This window comes from Lysinibacillus sp. NPDC096382, assembly GCF_044762845.1.
GTDB lineage: Bacteria > Bacillota > Bacilli > Bacillales_A > Planococcaceae > Lysinibacillus.
The window spans coordinates 88,864-104,993 of the sequence record NZ_JBIWFC010000001.1 but is presented as its reverse complement, the minus strand read 5'-3'; the positions used below and the strand labels follow the sequence as shown (position 1 = coordinate 104,993).

Below are 16,130 nucleotides of genomic sequence, written 5' to 3'. Positions count from 1 at the left end.
TTTGCCGCTGACGCTTCGCTTTCGCTACAGAAAACATTTGCCGCTGACGCTTCGCTTTCGCTACAGAAAACATTTGCCGCTGACGCTTCGCTTTCGCTACAGAAAACATTTGCCGCTGACGCTTCGCTTTCGCGCAGAGCAGAGCTTCCTGGGGGCTTCCGATGAGCCGCTTTTGGTGTTGCTGTCGCTACGCTTTCGCACAGTCAAAACATTTGCTGCCGCTACGTTAACGCTACGCTTTCACACAGAAAACATCCGCTGCGCTGCTGGGTCTCGGGCCAACACGATGTTGGTCATGAAGGCGTTATCACAGGATGTGATGCTTTTAGCCTTCGTTCCTCTATCGCTGATCCCCGAGGAGTCGCCCAGTCTCCCCTACAATCAACTATTTGCACAGTATACGATTTAACAAAAGTCACCCACAACTTTTGGTGATGAACCAAAAGAAAACAGCCTTAGCTATTCAAAGCTAAGGCTGTTTCTATTAAGGTAAAGTTATTTCACTGATTAGTAGCTTGTTGCTCTTCTCTTTTTTCACGCCATAAACGTGTTTTATAGATGATCAAGATTAACGCTGCTACAATGAGCCCTTCTACCATCGGAAGATATAATGCAAAAAATGTTAATATAATACACCCTAAAAACAGGAAAATATAAATAACTATATTTTGTGATAGTTTTAATTTCTTTGCAAAGCCTAGTTTATAAACAAGTGCAGAGAGCAAAAACACTAGAGCAAACAGAACATAGCCTGCCATATCATAGTTCGGTAAGTTTTGATATAAAAAACGCGTTATCCCTGCCATTTTTTTATAGGCTTCAGCTGTTTCCTCTACGTTTGTTTGTGCAGCAACTTGAATAACATTTAGTTCACCTAATAAAGCGGACTTAATATCCAAGACTCATCTTCCTTTCGTGGCAGCAAAAAATTATTTATCAGCGTTTTTTAATTTTTTCGCTGCTTTCTCACGTTCGTTTTTATCTAGAATTTGTTTACGAAGGCGAATAGATTCTGGTGTGATTTCTAAGTACTCGTCATCACCTAAGTATTCAAGCGCTTCTTCTAGTGATAAAATACGTGGCTTTTTAATAACATTCGTTTGGTCTTTGTTTGCTGAACGGATGTTTGTTTTTTGTTTCATTTTTGTGATGTTTACAGTGATATCAGCGTCACGAGTATTTTCTCCAACGATCATACCTTCGTAAATATCTGTACCTGGCTCCAAGAACAGTGTACCACGGTCTTCAATTTGCATCATACCATAAGTAGTTGATTTACCAGTTTCCATTGAAACTAGTACACCTTGGTGACGGCCACCAATTTTTCCTGGTATTAATGGTTGATAGCAATCGAACGTATGGTTGATAATACCGAAACCTTTTGTCATCGACATGAATTCAGTTGTATAACCGATTAATCCACGAGCTGGTACTAAGAACGTTAAACGAACTTGACCACTGCCGTTGTTCACCATATCAAGCATTTCACCTTTACGTGTACCAATTGATTCAATAATTGAACCAACATTTTCTTCAGGCACATCGATTTGAACGCGTTCGAAAGGTTCACATTTCACGCCGTCGATCTCACGCACGATTACTTGTGGTTTTGACACTTGTAATTCGAAGCCTTCACGACGCATGTTTTCGATAAGGATAGATAAGTGAAGCTCCCCACGACCTGAAACTGTCCAAGCATCTGGAGAATCAGTATCTTCAACACGTAAAGATACGTCTGTTTGTAATTGAGCACGTAAACGCTCTTCTACTTTACGAGAAGTAACCCATTTCCCTTCACGACCTGCGAATGGAGAATTGTTTACTAAGAAAGTCATTTGTAAAGTTGGCTCATCAATACGTAATGGCGTTAGCGCGTCTGGGTGCTCAACAGGGCAAACTGTTTCACCAACGTTGATGTCTTCCATACCTGAAACGGCGATTAAGTCACCAGCTTTTGCTGTCTCAACTTCTTCACGTTTTAAGCCGAAGAAACCAAAGATTTTCGTTACACGGAAGTTTTTCACTGTTCCGTCTAACTTCATAAGAGATACTTGTTGACCTACAGAAATTGTTCCGCGGAATACACGACCAATACCGATACGTCCAACGAAGTCGTTATAGTCAAGTAAAGCTACTTGGAATTGTAATGGCTCTTCTGAGTTATCAATTGGTGCTGGAATAGCTTCGATAATTTTCTCAAATAGACATTTCATATCCGCTTCTTGCTTAGATGGATCAGCGTCTAAAGAAGCTGTACCATTTACACCTGAAGCATAGACAACAGGGAAGTCTAATTGATCTTCATCTGCACCTAGTTCAATGAATAATTCAAGTACTTCATCTACTACTTCTAGTGGACGAGCTGAATCTTTGTCTACTTTATTAACAACAACGATTGGTGTTAAACGTTGTTCTAATGCTTTTTTCAACACAAAACGTGTTTGTGGCATACAACCCTCATACGCATCGACAACTAGTACAACGCCATCTACCATTTTTAAAATACGTTCTACCTCACCACCGAAGTCAGCGTGTCCAGGCGTATCAAGGATGTTGATACGAGTTCCTTCATAGTTTACTGCTGTATTTTTAGCTAAAATCGTAATACCACGTTCGCGTTCAATATCGTTAGAGTCCATTGCACGTTCTTCAACACGTTCGTTTGAACGGAATGTACCCGATTGTTTTAATAATTGGTCGACTAAAGTAGTTTTACCATGGTCAACGTGTGCGATAATTGCGATATTGCGAAGATCTTGACGTAAGTTTGTCATTATTCCACTCCATATTCTTTTTTCGAATGTTTAACTGTGATATTATAGCACAAGAAGGGTAGAAATGTCCTTATTAGAATTTTCCTCATTCTAAAAAATATATTTGCATTATAAATTTTTTATATAGGAGGCTCGGCTATGAATCGTGCAAAATTCGTAATGGCCGTTTACGCATTAGCGGCTGTTTTAGCAATGTGTTCTATCGGATATTCAGTGGCAGCTAGTAGTTGGTTAGGTATAATAGCAGGCATTGTGGCTACTTGTGTCATCTTCATGACAGCCTTTAAAATGAAACGTAAACTGCGTGAGCAAGGACTACTTTAATAGCACAGAGGAGCCTGTCTAAACAATAGACATGGCTCCTTTTATTATTCATAAGGCACAATATATTTTTCTAATAACTCTTTGTGTATAGAAGGATTGGCAATAATAAACGTATCCTGATGCAAGAAATCAAAGCCTTCTCCATGTAAATTAGTGGTAATAGCACCAACTTCCTTAGCGATAATCGTACCTCCAGCAATATCCCACGGCGATAGTCGCATAGACACATAAGCATCTAATTTACCACTGACAACAAACGCTATTTCCATTGCAGCTGAACCATATGACCTCGTACCACGTACTTTCCTAACCATTTCAATTACTTTTTCATTGTGAATATGTCGATTTGGTGCTACCCAGTGAGCATTTATACCAATGACCGATTCTTCTATTTTGACTGACTGCAATTTACGTAATGGTGAGTCATTGTACCATGCCCCTTCACCTGCAATAGCATAAAATAAATCTTCACGCATGACATCAAATATGTAACCAAGCTTGCCTATCCCATTAACAAAAATACCGATAGAAATCATAAAATGACGATGTTGTTTCACAAAATTCATCGTGCCATCGATTGGATCAATAATCCATACAACACCTTCTAACGACTCTACTTTCTCTCCCATTCCCTCTTCCCCTAAAATTTTATGGGTTGGATTGAAACCTCGTATTTTTTCGATAAAGAATAATTCTGTTTCACGGTCAATATTTGTGACAAGGTCGTTTGCGCTTGATTTTGTCTCGATAACTAGATTGTACGAAAAGGCCTCTCGAATACGGCTACCCGCTTCATATATAATACTTTTCGCAAATTGATCAATTTGTTGTAAATCCATAAAAACCCACCCTTCGATTATAAGAAAAGGCCCTATGCTTTTAGCCTACATCACTAGTTCCTCTATTTCAGCGGATGTCTTTTGTACCGAAAGCGTAGCGACAGGTACAGATGTTTGGACACCCACTGAAAGAAGTTAAAATACTTTTTTGTTGATAATTCTTCCCTAAAAATATAACTTTGCATTATGATATATTGTCTATTTTACCCTTTATAGCAATAAAAATCACCTGCTGTCGGAATATTCAGCAAGTGATTTTTCAAATCGGTATATAATTTTCATTACGCATAGGCGTGCAAGCTTTCAAGTTCCAGCTGAATTTCAACCAGACGCTTTTTACTTTTTTCAATTTCAAATTCATTTTTTTCATTCATTGCCGAGAATAGCGAGGCTAATTCATAATCTAATTCTAATTGCAAAATGTGTTCATATTGCTTTTCAATGTCGACTTTACGTATAATTTTTACGATTGGTTTCATAAAAATCACTTCCTTTTTTTATTTTTCACAAAAACTTATCACATTCGATAAAATGCTTGTTATAAGATTTTTTCCCATTTTCCTTATAAAATAAACCTTATAAATCGAAAGGAGTTCATAAAAATGCCGAAAATAAAGTGGACTAACAAAGACTTCAATGTTTTTCAAATAGACGGGCTAGAACAGAGAATGGATGCTTTAAATGAATGTGTACGACCAAAATTCCAATTGCTTGGAGAGGATTTTTCTTCCTTCTTTTCAAGTCATCTTGGGGAAGAATTTTATCCTCATGTTGCGAAGCATGCGCGTAGAACAGTAAATCCCCCAAATGATAGCTGGGTTGCATTCGCTCCGTACAAAAGAGGTTATAAATCATTACCTCACTTTCAGATTGGACTTTGGAGCACACATTTATTCATCGTCTTAGCTATTATTTATGAAGCTCCACAAAAAAATGTGATGGCAGAACGTTTAATTGCCAACAAAGCAATGCTACAGCAGCTTCCTGATGATTTCATTGTCTCTGGAGATCACATGTCTTCAGCAGCAATCTCCTTGCAAGATGCAAAGGAAGACAAGCTAGACGAATTACTTATCCGTTTACGTGATGTTAAAAAAGGAGAATTTTTAGTAGGTCGTCATATTCCAAAAGATCAAGCTGTCAAGCTGTCAGCTAGCCAACTTCATCAATTAACGGAAGAAACCTTTAGCCGTTTACTCCCTATTTATAACATCATTGTTGGAAAATAAAGTTTGACGGATTGTGCTTTAAGCTTTGTACATAATAACTAAAACAGTTTTCAACGATATTTATATATTGTGGAAAATTTTCGTTATTATTCCTAGCAAATGAAAATTTGTTTGAAGATTATTTTGTGGATGAGGGTATGGGGAAATTATTTTTTTTGGATCATCACCAAAACGTGTGGTTGATTTCCGTTCCGACCGGGCGCTTTGTTGCTGCCGCTTCGCTTTCGCTACAGAAAACATTTGTTGCTGACGCTTCACTTTCGCTACAGAGCAAAACTTCCTGGGGGCGTCCGATGAGCCGCTTGGGGCAACAGGATGTTTTTTGTGCGAAAGCTTAGTGTAACGTAGCGGCAGCAACAGGATGTTGGTCACGAAGGCGTTATCACAGGATGTGGCTTTTAGCCTTCGTTCCTCTAGCGCTGATCCCCGAGGAGTCGCCCAGTCTCCACTCCAATCAACTATTTACATAGTAGACCTTTTAACAAAAGTGATCTACACTTTTGGCGATGAACCTTTTTTTCTCTACTTTTCAAAAAAATAGGAATTTTTTTATTTTGTTTATGTAGTATATGAAATGAGCTAATTTTTAACACAGACATAGTGTAAAGTGGACGTGAGTATTTCTCGCGTCCACATTCATGCTGATCCCACTCCAATCAACCGCTTCACGAAAGCTTGATCATGTTGTTTTTTAACACTATGCAGCGGTTGGGGCATAAGTATATTTTTAAAGTAAAATGTTAAAAATTTCTCATTAGAAAAGCGCGAGAAATCAACGTTGCTAAAATTGATTTCTCGCGCTTTTTAAGGTTTTGACCAGTTTTGTCCTAGCCTCATTTTTTATCGACGTTGCTTCGGGGCAACTTTAATAATCGTACCATCAGTTCCTTCTTTCGCTTGTTTCACAACAGGGTAACTGACATAGCCACTTGCTTCTTCAAACTCACGGAAAATTGATTTTTCCTCGGCCTGTGAAGGAACAATTTCTTTAAAACGACGATATTTCACCATCATTACTTCACGCTTAATGCCTTTTTCATAAGCTTGTTCAATTCCTTCAAAAAATCGGACAACATCTACAATTTCCTCAGTTGACCAATCAGTTGAAAACGGATAAGAGTATTCCATTAGACATAACCACCTTTATATTACTGATCCGATACGAAAAACATCTACATTTCTAAAAAATGTAGACATCTCTACTGTGACACAACTTATTTCTTCCGACTTCCGTATTTGTGTCTTCCTTATTCTTCGAGTCTGGTTTCGCATAAAGCTACTGCCATTTAGTATGACTCTCCAAAGGCATAAATTCCGCAGTATCGTTGCGTACACATCTAAGGTTTAGTTCAGTTGAATTCCTTAGATTAAGTAATTTGCTAAGTTAAAGCTTACGTTCAAATCTCTATCCAACTTTAATCCACAAGAGCAGATATATAATCTGCCTTTCAGTTTCAAATCGGTTTTGATTTGTCTACAACTACAACAAGTTTTGATATGGAAACCATCTGTCGGCTTCAACAAATTCAATTCCGTATTTTTGACTTTTGTATTGAATTCATATAGCTTTTGCCCGGCTACCGCCTTCGCCAGATGTATATTTTTCATCATACCTTTTACATTTAAATATTCCATGGTTTTCACAATCTCATTAGAACATTGAAATAAATGATTGGCTCGGATGACGTTAAGCCCATTTTACCCGAATACTTTCTGCTTCTGCAAGCATTCGTGTGATCAGCTCCTCGACTGTTGGAATATCATGAATCATTCCTGTAACTTGTCCAGCCCAGCCAATCCCTTCATCTTTTTCACCATCATAAATAAAACGTTTATTTGCTTTCCCGCTAATATAATCTTTTAATGCCTCATACGTAGGTGTAGTGCGCTCAATTTCTAAAATCTTTTGCGTAAATTCACTGCTCAACGCTCTTGCTGGTGCACCTATAGAGCGTTTTATAACAGTCGTATCTGCCTCCGTACTTGCAATTAAGGCTTCTTTATAAGCCTCAGAAGCATCAACACATTCTTTTGTCGCTATAAAACGCGTACCCATTTCAATTCCCTCTGCTCCTAGTGCATGAGCTGCCATCCAGCCACGGCCATCACCAATTCCGCCCGAGGCAATAACAGGTATTTTCACACTATCTACAACCTGTGGCACAAGTACCATTGTTCCAATATCATCGCGACCAAGGTGACCTCCACCCTCTTGCCCAACAACCATAACAGCATCTGCGCCTAGTTCTTCCGCCTTTTGAGCTTGTCTACGTGCAGCAACTAGTACTAATTTTTTAATTTCCGTTCCTTTCAAAATATCAAAAATAGGAGCAGGATTTCCTCCAGTCATTGTAACAACTGGTACTTTTTCTTCCACTGCAACACGCACCATATCCTCATAACCAGTGCCATACATACCAATTGCAAAATTTACACCAAACGGTTTATCCGTTAATGTTCTTACTTTATGGATCTCTGCGCGCAATAAGTCAGGATCTCTTAAACTCATAGCTGTTATTTGCCCTAACCCCCCAGCATTTGATACCGCCGCTGCTAAATCAGCATATGCTAAATAGGCTAATCCCCCTTGAATAATTGGGTATTTAATATTTAAAAGCTCCGTCACACGTGAATTCCAATTCATAATATCTCCCCTTTCCTACAATACTATTTTCTTTTCTCGAAATTATCAAAATATCCTTTTTATTTTATTTTTTTCTGTAAAGTCTATTTTTTCTTGCAATTAGGTGCTATAATTCATTTGTTTTCTTACATATTATAAAGTGAGGTGGTACTTGCGTTGTCACAATTAGAGACTCCATTGTTCGACGTATTACTCAAACATCGGAACAGACACCCAATTCAGTTCCATATTCCAGGCCATAAGAAAGGGCAAGGTATGGACCCTGCGTTCCGAGAATTCGTCGGCGACAACGTTTTATCAATTGATTTAATTAATATTGCTCCACTAGACGATTTACATTCACCGAAGGGCGCCATTAAAGAAGCGCAAGCACTTGCTGCCCAAGCCTTTGGTGCTGATCATACATTCTTTTCCGTTCAAGGTACTAGTGGCGCCATCATGGCGATGATTCTGACCGTTGTCGGTCCAGGTGATAAAATTCTAGTACCGCGGAATGTTCATAAATCCATTATGTCGGCGATTGTTTTCGCTGGAGCAATCCCGATTTTTATTCATCCCGAAGTAGATAGTGAGTATGGTATTTCTCATGGAATATCGCCTGAAGCTGTTGAAAAAGCATTAAATGCTTATCCAGATACAAAGGCAGTTCTTGTTATTAATCCAACGTACTTCGGCTTCTCGGCAGACTTAAAGCGGATTGTCGAAATAGTCCATAGTCGCAATATTCCGGTAGTTGTCGATGAAGCACATGGTGTACACATTAAATTTCATGATGATCTTCCATACTCTGCAATGGAAGCTGGAGCTGATATGGCCGCAACCAGCGTACATAAGCTTGGTGGTTCTATGACTCAAACGTCTATTTTAAATGTTCGTGAAGGACTTGTTTCTGCAAAACGTGTACAAGCTATACTGTCGATGCTAACAACAACATCGACATCCTATCCATTACTCGCTTCCCTTGACACAGCACGACGTCAGCTAGCGATCCATGGTTATGATTTAATTGGGGATGCACTTCGCTTGGCCAAAGATGCACGTAAACGTATTAACCAAATTCCACATTTAAAATGTGCTGGTAAAGAAAAATTAAATTCATCAGCAACTTATGATATGGATCCTTTAAAGCTATTAATAAGCGTTAAAGATTTAGGTATCTCTGGTCATCAAGCTGAAGAATGGCTTCGTCACAATGCAAATATTGAAGTAGAATTATCAGATCTATACAATATTTTATGTTTAGTGACATTAGGTGATACGAAAAAGGACATCAATCTTCTTATCAATGCCCTTAGTCGTATGTCAAAAGCATTCGATTCAGAAGCTGCAATTACTGAAACAATGGTCAATGTTCCAGAAATCCCTGCACTTGCTATGTCACCACGTGATGCATTTTATGCAGATACTGAAGTTGTTCCACTTGCAGAAGCGGATAATTGTATTTGCGCCGAATTCGTTATGGTATATCCCCCAGGTATTCCGATTTTTATTCCCGGGGAAATAATTACTCAAGAAAATATTCGTTATATTCAAATGAATATTGAAGCTGGTTTACCAGTACAAGGACCAGAAGATACTACATTAAAAACAATTCGCGTCATTAAAGAACGCAAACCTATTATTTAATAGTAAAGCTACCTCAGAAAGGGGTAGCTTTTTGTCGATTATTAATGATAATAAAACCAAGAAGAGACCATACCAAATATAGGGAAAACAAGCCACCAATACCTCCACAAAAAATCACCAACAGTTTTGTGATCGGACTTATTTGTATCAGGAGCTGAAACTGGGGCTGAGGCTTCTAGTTTATGATATTTTTCTTCCCCTGTAATAAGCTGATCTAAAGAAATTTTATATAAATCACTTAACCTTCTTAAATTATCAATATCAGGATAGCCCTTTCCTAACTCCCATTTCGAAACGGATTGTCTTGAAATATTTAAAAAATTTGCGACATCATCTTGAGTATACTTATGTTGTTCTCTTAATTCCTTTAAACGGTTTTCTAAATTCATTGAACTTCACCTCCAACTTATCGGATTTTGATCAAATAATAATGGATTATTACACTTTATTCTAGAAGTTGTTATTTGCTAATTCGCAACGCATAGTTGCTTTCATGAACTAAGCAAAAAATTCGATTCTAGAGCATATTTCACTTACAATTATATTTCAGCAGATGTCTTTTGTGCCGAAAGCGTAGTGACAGGTACGGATGTTTGGACACCCGCCGAAAGAAGTTAAAGGAGTGATGAGATGAACACATGGGATCAACGTTTCAAAACGATCGAATATGTTTATGGTGAGAAGCCAAATGCATTTATAGAAGACTATGTACACTATTTAAAAGATTATCAAAATGTGGCTGCATATGCCGAAGGTGAAGGTCGAAATGCTGTATTTTTAGCTTTACAGGGGCATACAGTAACTGCCTTTGATTATGCGGAAAGCGGTCTTGAAAAAACAAAACAACTCGCAGAAAAACATAATGTTTCGGTTCACACAAAGCTTACTGACTTACTGCAAGATGAACTACCAGTAGAAAAGTTTGATGCTGCTATTATGGTGTTTGGACATTTCCAAGCCGGGCAGCAACAAGAAGTGTTTAAGCGGATTGTAAACTCAGTAAAATCTGGTGGTCGTATTATGATGGAACTTTATTCAATTTATCAACTACCTTACGCGTCTGGTGGCCCAAGACAACTTGATTTTTTATATGACCCTTTAGATGTTCTAAAATGGTGTCAACCTTATAAGATTATCCATTTTTTCACAGGTGAACAAATGCGAAATGAAGGTATACTCCACACAGGACTTGCTCATACCATTCAATTTATTATTGAAAAAAATTAAAAAGACTATATACAGTTTATATCTGTATATAGCTTTTTTTCACAAAAATAAATAAACAAATAGCGGACATAAAAATGCGCCTACAATTGCCGTTAAGGCCATAGATAGTGAGCCTACTGATAATTCTTGTTCTCCGTATTCTCTTAATTTAACAAGCCCAACGCCATGTGAAGCACTACCTACTGCAACACCTCTACTAACGGCTGAATCAATTTTGCCGTATTTAATGACTAAAGGTCCAATAATAGCGCCTACAAACCCTGCTAGCATTACGAGTACAGCTGTTAATGGTGGAATACCGCCAATGGTCTCACTCACCTGCATACCTACAGGTGTCGTTAATGATTTAGGTAAGGCTGTCAGCAGCCAGCTTTTATTGACACCAATCCATTTCAGCATAACAAATATTGTTGCTAAGCCTGTAATCATAGCGATAAAAACACCTGACAAAATAGCATACTTATATTTCATAATGATCTCACGTTGATTATATAGAGGATAAGCTAGTGCTACAACTGCTGGACCTAGCATTTTTTGAAGCCATTGCCCTCCCTCCATATAAGTAGAATATGGAATATTAAAGACTAATAATATAACAGCACTAACGATCGTTGTCGTCACTAGTGGAATCATTAAAGGATGTGGGTAACGTTGATAAAGTTTTGTAAATAAAACGAATAAAACAACGGTGCCAGCGACAACAATAATTTCAATCAACCGTTAATTCCCCCTCTCCTTCTTCTACAACGGCTTCTGTTTCTTTTTTAGCCAGCTCTTTTTTCTCAACCATTTGACTAAGTAATCCTGTGACATAAATAGAGATTAGCGTACTTGCTATAACGGCTAGAATAATCAAGAGGCCAGTTGTTGAAAAAAGTTCAGGGTAGTCAATCACTCCTACTGTTGCTGGAATGAAAAACAAGGTTAATACGCCAATTAAGAAACCGGCTCCATCTTGAATGTATTCTACTTTAAGTATTTTGAAATTGAGTGAAAGTGCTAGTAATAGTAATCCAATTACACTTCCTGGAAGAGGTACATGTAGTAAAGCCACAATACCGACACCCATGTAATAAAAAATATTGAGTATCCCAATCTGAACAATAATACGAACAACTCTCTTTGACATCGAAGCAAAATTTTCGTTCAACATTTCGCCACATTTCACCCCCTATAACGTTTATTCTACATCTGCAGGAATTTTCTGTCTATTATAATTTTAGAAAAACAATAGAAAAAAAGGATAACTACAAAACACTTTGAGCCATCCTTTTTCTATATAACTTAAATAGGTTGTCTAAAACTGTTCTACATTCATTCGTTAGACACCAGTAAATGGGGGTCATCACCATAACGTGTGGTTGATTTCCGCTCCGGCTGGGCGCTTTCCTGGGGGCGTCCGATGGAGCCGCTTCACTCGCATAGCTCGCTCCAGGGTCTCGGGCCAACACGATGTTGGTCACGAAGGCGTTATCACAGGATGTGATGCTTTAGCCTTCGTTCCTCTATTGCTAATCCCCAAGGAGTCGCCCATCCTCCGCTCCAATCAACTTATTTACAAAGTAAGCGTTTTAACAAATGTCATCCATAACTTTTGGTGATGGGCCTTAAATATTCCTTTTCTCAAAAAAATTGCTAGTTTAGGCTTTTCTATAATGCATGTCCTGAACCACCATCAATGTTTACAGAAGTTCCTGTCACATAACTAGCTGCATCTGATACTAAAAAAGTAATGACATTCGCCGCCTCTTGAGTATCCCCTATCCGACCAAGCGGAATCGTTTGACCTACAGTACGGGAATAATTTTCCCACGATAATTCTGGCGCTTCTTCTTTCCACTTCTTCTCTATTTGATCACTACGAATAAGCCCAATACAAACAGAATTCACACGAATATTATCTTTACCTAAGTCTTTGCTCATAGCCTTTGTTAACGCAAGTCCTGCCGCACGACTTACAGTAGTAGGGAGTGAGTTTGCTGGTGGTGTTTTAGCCATTACCGCAGTCACATTAACTATTGCACCACCACCAACCTTACGCAAATGAGGTGTAGCATATTTTGAACAATTGACAGCACCAAACACTTTTAAATCTATATCAGCTTGCCATAGCTCACTACTAACCGATTCAAATGGATGAGCTGAAGCTGTCCCTGCATTATTAATAAGAATATCAAGGCGACCAAAATGTTCTACTGCTCGCTCAATTAAGTACTTACAATCTTTTTCCTTTGTAATATCAGTCGGTACAATTAATACGTCCTCGCCTGTTTCGTTTTTAATACAACCAGCAGCCACTTGAAGCTGTTTTTCACCACGACCACAAAGTACAACCTTTGCCCCCTCTTTCACAAGCTGCATCGCTGTATAATAACCAATCCCCTTACTTGAACCTGTAATAACTGCTACTTTCCCCTTTAAGCCTAGTTCCATTGTTATCACTCCAGTTTTTTGTTCAACTTCTCTTGTTACACAATCATCGATAGCATTTTCGAATATCTAGCAGTTAATTTCTGAGACTATCTGACACATTCGCTAAATCTATTCGGTATTTACTATAATCCAAGCCGAATTATATTTTTAGAATATTCATTCGATATAATTACTTTATCAAAATTACAAGTAATATACAAAAAAACGGCTACAAAGCAAATGCTTTATAGCCGTTTTCATAAACTTTATTATTTTTTAGCTACAATATGGATTGGGTTGCCAAGTAATACTTCAGCAGCTTCCATTGTAATTTCACCTAATGTTGGGTGAGCATGGATTGTTAACGCGATATCTTCAGCAGTCATACCGCCTTCAATTGCTAAGCCCATTTCAGCGATCATATCTGATGCACCAGCACCTACGATTTGAGCACCGATTAATAAGCCATCTTCTTTACGCGCAACAAGCTTCACGAAACCTTCTGTTTGGTTTAATGCAAGTGCACGACCATTTGCTGCGAATGGGAATTTCGCTGCAGTGTATTCAATGCCTTCAGCTTTCGCTTCATCTTCATTATAACCAACTGTTGCCATTTCTGGATCTGTGAAGCATACAGCAGGAATAGCTAAATAATCAACGATTGATTTTTCACCAGCGATTGCTTCAGCAGCAACTTTACCTTCGTAAGATGCTTTATGAGCAAGTTGAGGACCAGCTACAATATCACCAATTGCATAGATGTTTGGAATATTTGTACGACATTGTTTGTCAACATTGATAAGACCACGTTCACCGAATTCAATACCGATTTCAGCAAGGCCCATTTCATCTGTATTTGGACGACGACCTACAGTTACTAATACATAGTCAGCTTCAACTTTTTTCTCTTCTCCGCCAACTTCATATGTTACTACTACGCCGTTTTCTGTTTCTTCAACGCCTTTTGCAGATGCGTTTACTTCCATTTCAACGCCTTTCTTTTTAAGGCCTTTTTTCACGATTTGTGTCATTTGTTTTTCGAAACCAGCTAAGATATCTTTTCCGCCTTCGATAATTGTTACTTGTGAGCCAAGATTAGCATAAGCTGAACCTAACTCTGTACCAATATAACCTCCACCGATAACGACTAATTTACCTGGTACTTCTTGTAAAGAAAGTGCGCCAGTAGAATTTAGTACGCGATCAGAGAATTTGAATGTTGGAATTTCAACTGGACGAGAACCTGTTGCGATAATTACATTGTTAAATGTGTAAGTTTGAGCAGATTCACCATTGATGATACGCACTGAATGAGCGTCAACGAAATAAGCTTCACCTTGTACAATTTCAACTTTATTACCTTTAAGTAAGCCTTCAACACCGCCAGTTAATTTTTTAACAACGCTGTCTTTAAATGCTTGTGCTTTTGAGAAGTCTAATTTCACGTCAGAAGCGATGATACCCATGTCATCTGAATGTTTAGCATGCTCAAAACGGTGACCTACTGAAATTAATGCTTTTGATGGGATACAACCTACGTTTAAGCACACACCACCAAGTACATTTTTTTCAACGATTGTTACTTTTTGGCCAGTTTGAGCTGCACGGATTGCTGCTACATATCCTCCAGGACCTGAACCAATGACAAGAGTATCTGTTTCGATTGGAAAATCTCCTACTACCATTTTTGTTACGCCTCCATTAATAATAATTCTGGTTCACTTAACAAACGCTTTAAGTGATTTAAAGCATTTTGCGCAGTGGCTCCATCAATCATACGATGATCAAAGCTCAATGATAATGCTAACACAGGTGCGGCTACAATTTCACCATTTTTTATTACAGGTTTTTCTGATATTCGACCAATACCTAGAATTGCTACTTCAGGATGATTAATTACCGGAGTAAACCATTGTCCTCCTGCAGAGCCGATATTCGTAATCGACATCGAAGCGCCCTTCATTTCATGTGGTGCAAGTTTGCCTTCACGTGCTTTAGTCGCTAATTCATTAATCTCATTTGATACTGCAAAAACAGATTTACGATCTGCGTGCTTAATAACTGGTACTAACAAGCCTTTTTCTGTATCTGCTGCAATACCAATATTATAATAATGCTTCTGAATAATCTCTTGTGTTGCATCATCTAATGAGCGGTTAAATTCTGGGAATTCGCGTAAAGTTGAAATAAGCGCTTTAACTACGTATGGTAAGTACGTTAATTTGACACCTTTTTCAGCAGCGATATCTTTGAATTTTTTGCGATGTGCTACTAGAGCTGTTACATCGACTTCATCCATTAGTGTAACATGTGGAGCCGTTTGTTTCGAGTGAACCATCGCTTTTGCAATCGCTTTTCGAATGCCCGACATTTTCTCACGTGTTTCCGGGAATTCACCTTCAAGGACTACTGGTGCAGCTGGTGCAGTAGTTTCTTGCTGAACAGCTTCTTCATTAGCCACTGTTGCTACTTCAACCTCTACAGCGCCTCCACCTTTTAGGAAATTCTCAATATCTTGTTTTAAAATACGGCCATTTTTGCCTGTACCTTTAACTTCACGAATATTAACATCATGCTCTCGTGCAAATTTACGTACTGAAGGCATTGCGATGACACGCTTATTGTCATCAGCTACAGTTACAGCTTCAGTCTTTTCAGTAGCTTTTTCTGGAGCCTGCTCATCTTTAACAGGTGCCTTCTCTACTTTCTGACCAGACTCAGCTGTTGCTTGAACTTGAGCCTCTGTTTTCGCTTCAGCATGGTCATCACCTTTTAGCTTTAAGTCTTCATAGCCAGGTGCATCAAAGCGGATTAAGACATCACCAACAACCGCTACTGTACCTTCTCCTACTAAAACTTCCTCTACTTTCCCTTCAACCGGAGAAGGGATTTCTACTACCGCTTTGTCATTTTGTACTTCACAAAGAATATCATCTTCTTTTACTGTATCTCCAGCTTTAACGAACCATTTCACGATTTCGCCTTCGTGAATACCCTCGCCTATGTCTGGTAATCTAAATTCAAATGCCATGTGTACCCATCCTTTCTATATTAC

18 protein-coding genes are annotated in these 16,130 nt (G+C 38.5%); 6 read left to right on the top strand and 12 right to left on the bottom strand.

The genetic code is table 11. From position 1 onward, the window contains the following. Positions 1 to 409: hypothetical protein (locus tag ACIQZA_RS00500; protein WP_403009825.1), on the top strand; the 409-nt coding region annotated here is incomplete at its 5' end. Positions 410 to 500: 91 nt separating this feature from the next. Here the strand turns inward: ACIQZA_RS00500 and ACIQZA_RS00495 are convergent. Next, complete coding sequence (locus tag ACIQZA_RS00495) at positions 501 to 899, bottom strand: YlaH-like family protein (RefSeq protein WP_142507593.1); 399 nt, start codon at positions 897 to 899, stop codon at positions 501 to 503. 30 nt (positions 900 to 929) lie between these two features. After that, entirely contained in the window at positions 930 to 2,774 is a 1,845-nt protein-coding gene (typA, locus tag ACIQZA_RS00490; protein WP_142507594.1) for a translational GTPase TypA, read from the bottom strand. Between the two features lie 138 nt (positions 2,775 to 2,912). On the opposite strand from typA, the gene ACIQZA_RS00485 reads away from it, so the two are divergent. Continuing rightward, positions 2,913 to 3,098, top strand: a complete 186-nt coding sequence (locus ACIQZA_RS00485; RefSeq protein ID WP_142507595.1) for a DUF5325 family protein — start codon at positions 2,913 to 2,915, stop codon at positions 3,096 to 3,098. 44 nt (positions 3,099 to 3,142) lie between these two features. Here ACIQZA_RS00485 and ACIQZA_RS00480 read toward each other — a convergent pair whose 3' ends face one another. Further along, positions 3,143 to 3,937 carry an inositol monophosphatase family protein gene (locus ACIQZA_RS00480; RefSeq protein ID WP_400934088.1) on the bottom strand — a complete coding sequence of 265 codons (795 nt, stop codon included), beginning with the start codon at positions 3,935 to 3,937 and terminating at the stop codon, positions 3,143 to 3,145. 281 nt (positions 3,938 to 4,218) lie between these two features. Continuing rightward, the gene (locus ACIQZA_RS00475) at positions 4,219 to 4,416 is read right to left on the bottom strand and encodes a hypothetical protein (protein ID WP_132357656.1); all 198 of its coding nucleotides are present in this window, start codon (positions 4,414 to 4,416) and stop codon (positions 4,219 to 4,221) included. A gap of 123 nt (positions 4,417 to 4,539) precedes the next feature. On the opposite strand from ACIQZA_RS00475, the gene ACIQZA_RS00470 reads away from it, so the two are divergent. Both ACIQZA_RS00470 and ACIQZA_RS00465 read left to right on the top strand, forming a co-directional pair. Continuing rightward, positions 4,540 to 5,166 (top strand): YktB family protein, encoded by a 627-nt coding sequence (locus ACIQZA_RS00470; protein ID WP_402880188.1) that lies wholly within the window; start codon positions 4,540 to 4,542, stop codon positions 5,164 to 5,166. Positions 5,167 to 5,273: 107 nt separating this feature from the next. Next, positions 5,274 to 5,504 (top strand): hypothetical protein, encoded by a 231-nt coding sequence (locus tag ACIQZA_RS00465; RefSeq protein ID WP_400934083.1) that lies wholly within the window; start codon positions 5,274 to 5,276, stop codon positions 5,502 to 5,504. A gap of 502 nt (positions 5,505 to 6,006) precedes the next feature. Here ACIQZA_RS00465 and ACIQZA_RS00460 read toward each other — a convergent pair. After that, positions 6,007 to 6,294, bottom strand: coding sequence for a UPF0223 family protein (locus ACIQZA_RS00460; RefSeq protein WP_142507598.1), 288 nt, complete (start codon positions 6,292 to 6,294; stop codon positions 6,007 to 6,009). 559 nt (positions 6,295 to 6,853) lie between these two features. After that, complete coding sequence (locus ACIQZA_RS00450) at positions 6,854 to 7,810, bottom strand: NAD(P)H-dependent flavin oxidoreductase (protein WP_402880192.1); 957 nt, start codon at positions 7,808 to 7,810, stop codon at positions 6,854 to 6,856. Between the two features lie 156 nt (positions 7,811 to 7,966). On the opposite strand from ACIQZA_RS00450, the gene ACIQZA_RS00445 reads away from it, so the two are divergent. Then, positions 7,967 to 9,436, top strand: a complete 1,470-nt coding sequence (locus ACIQZA_RS00445) for an aminotransferase class I/II-fold pyridoxal phosphate-dependent enzyme (protein WP_400934077.1) — start codon at positions 7,967 to 7,969, stop codon at positions 9,434 to 9,436. A 41-nt stretch (positions 9,437 to 9,477) separates the two neighbouring features. On the opposite strand, the gene ACIQZA_RS00440 is transcribed toward ACIQZA_RS00445, so the two are convergent. Beyond that, entirely contained in the window at positions 9,478 to 9,825 is a 348-nt protein-coding gene (locus tag ACIQZA_RS00440) for a helix-turn-helix transcriptional regulator (RefSeq protein ID WP_400938970.1), read from the bottom strand. A gap of 241 nt (positions 9,826 to 10,066) precedes the next feature. On the opposite strand from ACIQZA_RS00440, the gene ACIQZA_RS00435 reads away from it, so the two are divergent. Continuing rightward, positions 10,067 to 10,663, top strand: coding sequence for a class I SAM-dependent methyltransferase (locus tag ACIQZA_RS00435; protein WP_400938972.1), 597 nt, complete (start codon positions 10,067 to 10,069; stop codon positions 10,661 to 10,663). 39 nt (positions 10,664 to 10,702) lie between these two features. Here ACIQZA_RS00435 and ACIQZA_RS00430 read toward each other — a convergent pair whose 3' ends face one another. The 5 genes from ACIQZA_RS00430 to ACIQZA_RS00410 all read right to left on the bottom strand — a co-directional run bounded on the left by ACIQZA_RS00430 (position 10,703) and on the right by ACIQZA_RS00410 (position 16,106). Continuing rightward, positions 10,703 to 11,380, bottom strand: coding sequence for an LrgB family protein (locus ACIQZA_RS00430; protein WP_400938974.1), 678 nt, complete (start codon positions 11,378 to 11,380; stop codon positions 10,703 to 10,705). Then, on the bottom strand, positions 11,373 to 11,816 hold the full coding sequence (locus ACIQZA_RS00425; protein WP_400938976.1) for a CidA/LrgA family protein: 444 nt from the start codon (positions 11,814 to 11,816) through the stop codon (positions 11,373 to 11,375). Before ACIQZA_RS00425 ends, ACIQZA_RS00430 begins: the two co-directional genes overlap by 8 nt. 497 nt (positions 11,817 to 12,313) lie before the next feature. Then, a complete protein-coding gene (locus ACIQZA_RS00420; protein ID WP_400938979.1) occupies positions 12,314 to 13,096 on the bottom strand; it encodes an SDR family NAD(P)-dependent oxidoreductase in 783 nt (260 codons plus the stop codon). A gap of 248 nt (positions 13,097 to 13,344) precedes the next feature. Then, the gene (gene lpdA / locus ACIQZA_RS00415) at positions 13,345 to 14,760 is read right to left on the bottom strand and encodes a dihydrolipoyl dehydrogenase (protein WP_370077012.1); all 1,416 of its coding nucleotides are present in this window, start codon (positions 14,758 to 14,760) and stop codon (positions 13,345 to 13,347) included. Positions 14,761 to 14,765: 5 nt separating this feature from the next. Next, on the bottom strand, positions 14,766 to 16,106 hold the full coding sequence (locus ACIQZA_RS00410) for a dihydrolipoamide acetyltransferase family protein (RefSeq protein WP_400938982.1): 1,341 nt from the start codon (positions 16,104 to 16,106) through the stop codon (positions 14,766 to 14,768). Positions 16,107 to 16,130 lie beyond the last annotated feature (24 nt).